Here is an 8,204-nt window from a genome sequence, read left to right as displayed (position 1 = left end):
TTATTTGAACAATCTAAAATATTTGTATTACCTGAAAAAAGGCAAAGGCAATGTCCGCGAGTAGTGAAAATTAAAGCACAAAAATATCCAAGAAAATGCCAGTCAATTTCTTAACTGACTGGCATTAGTCAATTGATGGGCTTTTTATTCATTTTTTTGACTACTTTTTTATTTCTTTAAAGCTTTATTTTTCCATGCCGTTTGCACCTGACTTGCCACATTTGGATAATCCAAAACAAAGCGTACATGACTTTCTACACCCGTTTTTAAGGTCGCATCATCGACAATAAAAAATGGACTATGGTTTGGTGCTGCTTTACTCATATCCTGATTGGCTGGAGTAGCTCCCAAAAATACAAATAACGATGGCATCAATTTGCCATAGTAAGCAAAATCTTCACTGGCACTCGCATTATTATTTAAAATTTTGACATTACCATTTGCTGCCTGCTTTAAGGTCGGCACCATCACCTCAGTTAAAGTTTCATCATTCATGGTCACCGGCGCATAAGTCGCTATTTCCACCTTGGCTTTCACATCATTAGCAGCAGCAGTGTGCTCGACCACTTGTGGAATGGTCTTGAGGATATTATCACGTACCTGTTCGCTATTCGAACGAATCGTGCCCAGCATTGAAACCTGTTCAGGAATAATATTACCAGCAGTACCCGCCTGAATCTGCCCAATACTGACTACACCCATGCCCTGAGTTAAATCACTACGACGACTCACCACAGTTTGTAAATTATTAATCATCTGTGCAGAAGCCACAATCGGATCACGTCCCGCCCATGGCATAGAACCATGTACCTGCTGACCGTTGACAGTAATTTTCAAATTATCCGCACTGTTAAGAATAGCACCAGTTTTATAATGTAAATGCCCACTTGGTATACCTGCAATCACATGCAAACCAAAAATCACTTCGGGCTGAAGGTCTTTAAACGCTCCATCACTAATCATTTTACGTGAACCAATCAAATGACCTTCACTAAAATTATCAATATCTACACCGCCTTCCTCCGCTGGCTGGAACACAAAAACGACGGTTCCAGCAATCTGATCTTTATGTTGCGCCAACACCTTTGCTGCCCCTAAAAGTATTGCTGTATGCGCGTCATGACCACAGCCGTGCATAACAGGACTTTCTTTGCCTTGATAGATTGCTTTGACCTTACTCGCAAAACTCAAATTGGTCTTTTCTTGCATAGGCAATGCATCCATATCAGCACGTAATGCCATGACTGGGCCGGGTTTACCACCTTTTAGAATGCCAATAACACCCGTTTTAGCAAATCCTGTTTTTACCTGAATACCATAGGCTTTTAACTCCTTTTGCACGAGCTTAGATGTGTTGACTTCCATATTGCCCAGTTCAGGATATTGATGAATATGCTGACGTAGCTGAATCGTTTTTACCTCTGCCGCTTGTGCAGCATCTTTGACCCAGTCAGCCAAAGTCATTTGACTAGTCGTCAATGCCAATGTCACGGCACCTAGCTGAATAAACTTTTTCATCGTTTCTCTCATCTTTATCCTATGGATAATCAAGCATAAGCAAATTTGAATATTTTTTGGGCACTTTATAGGTATCAGAGCTATACATTAAAGGTATAGTAAAATTATTTCTCACTGTGCAAATATTCAACCAAAGTCCTCGCTCTCTCTTTCCCACTCCTAACTTTCCAAGTACAATACTTCGCTAGTCGAGGGATGCTGCGACTTTTTCACAGGCACATAAATGTGAAATCGCTAGGCTCGACGATTCGGTTCAAAGCTCTTTTGAATCAACAACGGCATCCGCGAACTGAATGATCAATTGTTTTTATTAAGGAGATCGTGATGAACGCGGTTAATGCTTCATTTACAGATTACAAAGTTGCCGATATTTCACTTGCTGACTACGGCCGTAAAGAAATCAAACTTGCAGAAGCTGAAATGCCAGCTCTAATTGGCTTGCGTAAGCGTTATGCTGCCGCTAAACCACTTGCTGGCGCTAAAATTTTGGGTTGTATCCACATGACAATCCAAACTGCGGTTTTAATTGAAACTTTAGTTGAATTAGGCGCTGAAGTTCGTTGGACATCTTGTAACATCTTCTCTACTCAAGACCATGCCGCTGCTGCTATTGCTGCTGCGGGTATTCCTGTATTTGCTTGGAAAGGCGAAACTGAAGAAGAATACATGTGGTGTCTTGAACAGCAAATTAATGTGAATGGTACGCCTTGGGATGCCAACATGATTCTGGACGATGGCGGTGACTTAACTGCACTTGTTCACGAAAAATACCCTGAAGTGATTGCTAAAATTCACGGTATTACTGAAGAAACAACGACAGGTGTTCAACGTCTTTACGAAATGCACCGTGACGGTACATTAAAAGTTCCTGCGATCAACGTAAATGATTCAGTAACTAAATCTAAAAACGACAACAAATACGGTTGCCGTCACTCACTAAACGATGCAATCAAACGTGGTACAGATATGCTTTTATCTGGCCGTCGTGCGCTTGTTATTGGTTATGGTGACGTTGGTAAAGGTTCAGCTCAATCACTTCGTCAAGAAGGCATGATTGTACGTGTAACTGAAGTTGATCCAATCTGCGCAATGCAAGCATGCATGGACGGTTATGAAGTTGTTGCTCCATACAAAAACGGCGTACAAACGGGCAAGAAAGAAGACATCAACCTTGATCTTCTTCAAAACACTGACTTGATCGTAACAACAACTGGTAACTACCACGTATGTGACGCAGCAATGCTTGATTCATTAAAAGCGGGTGCTGTGGTTTGTAACATCGGTCACTTTGACACTGAAATTGATACTAACTACTTACGTGGTTACAAGTGGGTTGAAGTTAAGCCTCAAGTTCACCAAGTTTATCGTTCTGAAAATGAAAACGATTACCTCATCCTTCTTTCAGAAGGTCGTTTAGTAAACCTTGGTAATGCAACTGGCCACCCATCACGTATTATGGATGGTTCTTTTGCTAACCAAGTATTGGGGCAAATGCACTTGTTCGCTGAGAAATTTGCTGATCTTCCTGAAGATCAAAAACAAGCGGCAATTCGCGTAGAACTTATTCCTAAAAAATTAGATGAAGAAGTTGCTGCTGCAATGGTTGCTGGTTTTGGCGGTGTATTGACAACGTTAACTCAAGAACAAGCTGATTACCTTGGTGTTCAAGTTGAAGGTCCTTTCAAAGCTGAGGCTTATAAATATTAATTAGCCCTCACCCCACCCCTCTCCCAGAGGGAGAGGGTGACCGCAGAACATCTTCATTTATGAATTCACTTTCATCTTTTGAAGAAAGTTAGCTTGCTCCCCTGCATCATTCCGCAATGAATTCTCCTCTCCCTCTGGGAGAGGTCAGGGAGAGGGTAAAAAATTAAATATTTATAACAAGGATTTGAAATGAGCAAAAATATACCCATTTCCTTTGAGTTCTTTCCAACCAAAACTGATGCTGGTGCGGAAAAACTTAAAGCTGTACACCAAGAACTTCAGCTACTTAATCCTGAATTTTTCTCTGTAACTTACGGTGCAGGCGGTTCTACCCGTGAACGTACTTTGTCTACATTGAATGATTTCAACGGTAAAGGCACACCAGTTGCGCCTCACCTCTCTTGTATTGGTGACAGCAAAACACGTATTGCAGAATTGCTAGATTTATATAAATCACAAGGCATTGACCGTATTGTAGCACTTCGCGGTGACTTACCTTCAGGCCAAGTTGGCTTAGGTGAATTGCCATACGCAACCGACCTTGTGCGTTTCATCCGTGAACATTCAGGTGATCACTTCAAAATTGAAGTTGCTGCTTACCCAGAAATGCATCCGCAAGCAGATAGTTTTGATCTAGACATCAAGCGTTTCTGCGACAAAGCCAATGCAGGCGCGAATGCAGCACTTACACAGTTCTTCTTCAATCCAGATGCATACTTCTACTTTGTGGAACGCATTCAAAAAGAAGGTGTAAATATTCCTGTTGCTCCGGGCATTATGCCAATTACCAATGCAAGTAATTTAATTCGTTTTGCTGATGGTACAGGTGCAGAGATTCCACGTTGGATTCGTAAGCAGTTGGCGACTTATGGCGATGACACTGAATCGATCAAAGCCTTTGGTCATGAAGTGATTGTGAAACTTTGCGAACGCCTGATTGCCGGTGGCGCACCAAGCTTGCACTTCTACACCATGAATACAACTAATCCAACACGTCAACTTGTTCTAGACCTCGGTTTAGCATAAGTCATAGATTTCACCCATTTACGAGTAATGCAGTATGCCCCGTTTTTTTATTGAAGCTGATTTAGCCGAAAATACTTCTGTTGAATTAACTGAAACAGTGTTTCATCACTGGGTAAAAGTATTACGTGCGCAAGTGGGTGAACAAGCCATCTTGTTTAATGGACAAGGTGGTGAATACCAAGCAGAACTCATTGAAGTCGCTAAAAAATCTGCTGTTGTGCAGATTTCCGACTTTAACCCAAATAATCGTACGTCTGCAATTCGTACATTACTAGGCCAAGTCATGAGTAAGGGGGATCGTATGGATTATGCGATTCAAAAAGCTGTTGAACTCGGTGTTTCCAATATCCAGCTTTTGACTTCTGAGCGCTGTGAAATGCGTCTCAAATATGACCGCGATCAAAAAAAATTAGATCACTGGCAAGGTATTGCCGTGGCGGCCTGTGAACAATGTGGTTTAAACATCGTACCGCAAATTTTACCACCAATGAGTCTAGAAAAATGGCTGGAAACTGAATTACCAGAAACTCGACTAGTACTGGCACCAAACAAAGATGAAGCTGATGTACTCACTAAGGCGACACATGATATAGCTTTACTAATCGGGCCTGAAGGCGGCTTAAGTGAAGCAGAAATAGCAGCTTCAAATCAAAAAGGATTTGTGAATTGGTGCATTGGTCAGCGTGTTTTACGTACCGAAACTGCACCTGTTGTTGCATTATCAATTCTAAATTATAAGTTGGTTTAATTTTTTTTAACTGAAGAGTTCATCAGATAGTTAATATTTAGTTCTGCAGTGCATTGCATTTTTTTTGTAACGCAATTAACCTAGATTTAATAAAAATGAATCAACAGTTACCTGAATAAACAAATAGTTGCTGGAATACTACAAATACAATGATGGTTTTGATGTACTTGGGGCAAGGTGCTTATATTCATGACATATAATCAAGATGAATATATTAAGCAGCACAATCATGCTGCACAAATTGCGAACACGCTTCGCCATAGCCGCTATTTTTTGGTTAGCATCCTTATTATTTGTCTTTATATATTCGCTATTTACCAAGTTTATTTTACTCATCAATCTTTTTATTTCAGCATTTGGTTCATTTTCACTGAAGTTTTCGTCAGCCTTTGCTGGATGATCAGTACAGTTTATTTCAAACCAGGACAATATTCGCTGCAAATTGCACATCGCTGGTTACAATTTCAATGCTTTTCTGTAGGTACGCTCATCGCAAGCGGGATCTTTTTAATCTTTTATTACCTACCCTCTAACAATGAAAATTTTCAACCGATTCAAGCCTTAACACTTTCAGCCCTCCTCCTGATTGTTACGCAAACCTTTGGCCTAACTTATTTAACACAAAAACTAAATTATTTTTGCTTAGCATTTTTACCGTCTATCGTTCCCTATTTAGTTGCACAGTTTTTCTTTTTTGACGAAACCAATCATTTATTCAATCTCAGTATTAATTTTGGCCTTATTGTCATTTTAATGTGTGCAATGACTTCTTATCGTATCCATCGTCGTGTTTCGACCCTATACGCGAAAAATAATTTATTAGTCGAAAATGCAGAGCAACAAGTCAAATGGACGGATGAACTCTGCCAACAATTACAGGACGAAGTTAATAAATCACGTGATATCGAAATGCAGTTGCAGCTCGGCAATCAACTGTTAGAGCAGAAAGTCAAAGAGCGAACGTTTGATATTGAAACTATGAACAAGGACTTAGAAAACCAACAAGAAAACCTTGTTCTTGCCCATGAAATTGCAGGCTTACGTCCTTGGGACTGGAATGTCAAAGAACGTAGAATTTCTGTGACCAATCATAAGCATGAAAAATCCTTACGCAGTTCTAAAGACCATCAAATCCAGCTTCAGCATGTCATTCATCCTGACGATGTCATGCATTTCAAAACAGAAATGACCAGACATTTGCGTGGTCTGACAGACCGATATGAAGCAACGTATCGGATTCAAAACAGCAATGGTAAATGGAACTGGGTGCATGATATAGGTCGTGTGATTACTCGTGATCCAAACAATAAAAAACCACTTCGCATGGTGGGGATTCGCCGTGATATTCACCAAGAACGTACTTCACAAGAACGCCTAAAACTAGCTGCAAGTGTACTTCAGCAAGCCGCAGAGGGAATCTTTATTCTCAATGAAGAACTTCGCTACATTGATGTCAATCCTTTCTATGAACAACTGACTGGATTTAGCCACGAGCAAATTATTGGCAAGCATTTATTTGATATTACTGCAAATTATAAATCAGCACAGCGTAGTACCCATTATTCCATTATTAAGCAAGTACTTAAAATGGGTGAATATGATGGTGAATTACATGAAAAATTCTTATCTGGTAAAGAATTAACATTGTGGATGCACATTAATGCAATTACCGATGAGCAAAACCGTGTCACCCATTATATAGGCATTGTCTCTGACTTAACTGAACGTAAGCTACAAGAACAACGTCTGTCTTATTTAGAAAACTATGACACGTTGACCGATCTACCGAATCGTTTCTACTACAATTACCAATTACATCAATATTTAGTGTCACAGCAAGATTCCATCAAGCAGTTGGCAGTTATTCGACTCAACATCGACCGTTTCCGCCCTTTAAATGAATATCTCAGCAATAATGGCGGCGATGAACTATTGCGCCAAGTAGCACAGCGTTTACGCCTAACCAATGCGGAAGCACTATTTGTTGCCCATCTAAATGGCGATGATTTTGCAATTGTATATGAGATGTCACATATTCGACCTTCGGTACAAGAACACTGTGAGCGCTTAACCAAAGCATTCAGTCTGCCTTTTAATATTTTCGGGCAAGATCATGTGATCACATTATCTATTGGTGTAGCTTTCTACCCCGAACATGGCCGACAGCTCGACTATCTAAACAACTGTGCAGAACAAGCACTCAGTGAGGCCAAAAACTTAGGTGGTAATACCATCCGTTATTATTCAAATGAAAATACGGCCCTACTCGAACAAGGTATCTTCCTTGAACGCGATTTACGTAAAGCAATTCAAAACAATGAATTAGTGGTTTATTACCAACCTAAAATTAATTTTAGAAATAAAGATATTTATGGTTTTGAAGCTTTAGTACGTTGGAATCATCCTGAAAAAGGACTTATACCACCCGGCCTTTTCATTCCGCTTGCTGAACAAACCAGTTTAATTTCAGATATTGGTCGAATTGTGCTGCAAAAAACAGCAAAACAAATCCGTCTCTGGAATAATTTAGGCTATAACAACATCTGTGTTTCAGTAAATATTGTGGCGCAGCAAATTCGTCGTGGCCAGTTACTAAACGATTTGGATCAAGCAATTGACGACAATCAAATTGATGGCTCGAGTTTGGAATTAGAAATTACCGAATCTTCACTAATTGAAAACTCAGATTCAGTACGTAACTTACTTGACGAAATTAAGAAACGTAAAATTAATATCTCTTTGGATGACTTTGGTACTGGCTATTCTTCACTGTCCTATTTAGCTGATTTTCCAATTGATATTTTAAAAATTGACCGTAGTTTTGTCTCTAAAATTGGAGAAAATAAGCAACAAGCAATTGTCAGCGCCATGATTGCTATGGGTAAAGCGATGGGCATGACAGTAGTTGCTGAAGGGATTGAAACAGAACAACAAATGCAGTATTTGCAAGATTTAGACTGTGATATTGCACAAGGTTATTTATTCTCAAAACCTCTGCCACAAGAAGAAGCCACTATCTTCCTCGAAAACAACATTAGTGCACCGACTTATACATACTTAATCTAAGTTAGTCGCTCGAACCAATAAGAATGTCTGAAAAACACACGTGTTCGACTGTCCCAATAAGACAACTAATGATATATTCAAGCTGATAAAGCAACCATATCCAGGCCCACTGGATAAACAAAACACAATCGAGATACAG

General features: G+C 39.8%; 5 protein-coding genes. 4 read left to right on the top strand and 1 reads right to left on the bottom strand.

Features of this window, described 5'->3' with window-relative positions; genetic code table 11:
- Nucleotides 1–168 precede the first annotated feature (168 nt).
- Complete coding sequence (locus tag FTT84_RS11570) at nt 169–1,518, bottom strand: amidohydrolase (protein WP_180081211.1); 1,350 nt, start codon at nt 1,516–1,518, stop codon at nt 169–171.
- A 324-nt stretch (nt 1,519–1,842) separates the two neighbouring features.
- Between FTT84_RS11570 and ahcY the strand changes: the two genes are divergently transcribed.
- The 4 genes from ahcY (at nt 1,843) to FTT84_RS11550 (ending at nt 8,065) form a co-directional block, all read left to right on the top strand.
- Nucleotides 1,843–3,225, top strand: a complete 1,383-nt coding sequence (ahcY, locus tag FTT84_RS11565) for an adenosylhomocysteinase (protein WP_067765402.1) — start codon at nt 1,843–1,845, stop codon at nt 3,223–3,225.
- Nucleotides 3,226–3,414: 189 nt separating this feature from the next.
- Nucleotides 3,415–4,251 (top strand): methylenetetrahydrofolate reductase [NAD(P)H], encoded by an 837-nt coding sequence (metF, locus tag FTT84_RS11560; protein ID WP_180081213.1) that lies wholly within the window; start codon nt 3,415–3,417, stop codon nt 4,249–4,251.
- Between the two features lie 34 nt (nt 4,252–4,285).
- Complete coding sequence (locus tag FTT84_RS11555; RefSeq protein ID WP_067765408.1) at nt 4,286–4,999, top strand: 16S rRNA (uracil(1498)-N(3))-methyltransferase; 714 nt, start codon at nt 4,286–4,288, stop codon at nt 4,997–4,999.
- A 189-nt stretch (nt 5,000–5,188) separates the two neighbouring features.
- A complete protein-coding gene (locus FTT84_RS11550; protein WP_067765411.1) occupies nt 5,189–8,065 on the top strand; it encodes an EAL domain-containing protein in 2,877 nt (958 codons plus the stop codon).
- Nucleotides 8,066–8,204: the final 139 nt, after the last annotated feature.

The sequence above is a fragment of the Acinetobacter sp. YH01019 genome (assembly GCF_013420285.1).
In the GTDB taxonomy this organism is placed as follows: domain Bacteria; phylum Pseudomonadota; class Gammaproteobacteria; order Pseudomonadales; family Moraxellaceae; genus Acinetobacter; species Acinetobacter gandensis.
Note: the sequence above shows the minus strand (reverse complement) of the source record. Positions and strands in the feature narration are given on the sequence as shown.

Coding starts and splice junctions, on each gene's coding strand:
- FTT84_RS11570 (WP_180081211.1), bottom strand. CDS start 1,518: ATGAAAAAGTTTATTCAGCTAGGTGCCGTGACATTGGCATTGACGACT.
- metF (WP_180081213.1), top strand. CDS start 3,415: ATGAGCAAAAATATACCCATTTCCTTTGAGTTCTTTCCAACCAAAACT.
- ahcY (WP_067765402.1), top strand. CDS start 1,843: ATGAACGCGGTTAATGCTTCATTTACAGATTACAAAGTTGCCGATATT.
- FTT84_RS11550 (WP_067765411.1), top strand. CDS start 5,189: ATGACATATAATCAAGATGAATATATTAAGCAGCACAATCATGCTGCA.
- FTT84_RS11555 (WP_067765408.1), top strand. CDS start 4,286: ATGCCCCGTTTTTTTATTGAAGCTGATTTAGCCGAAAATACTTCTGTT.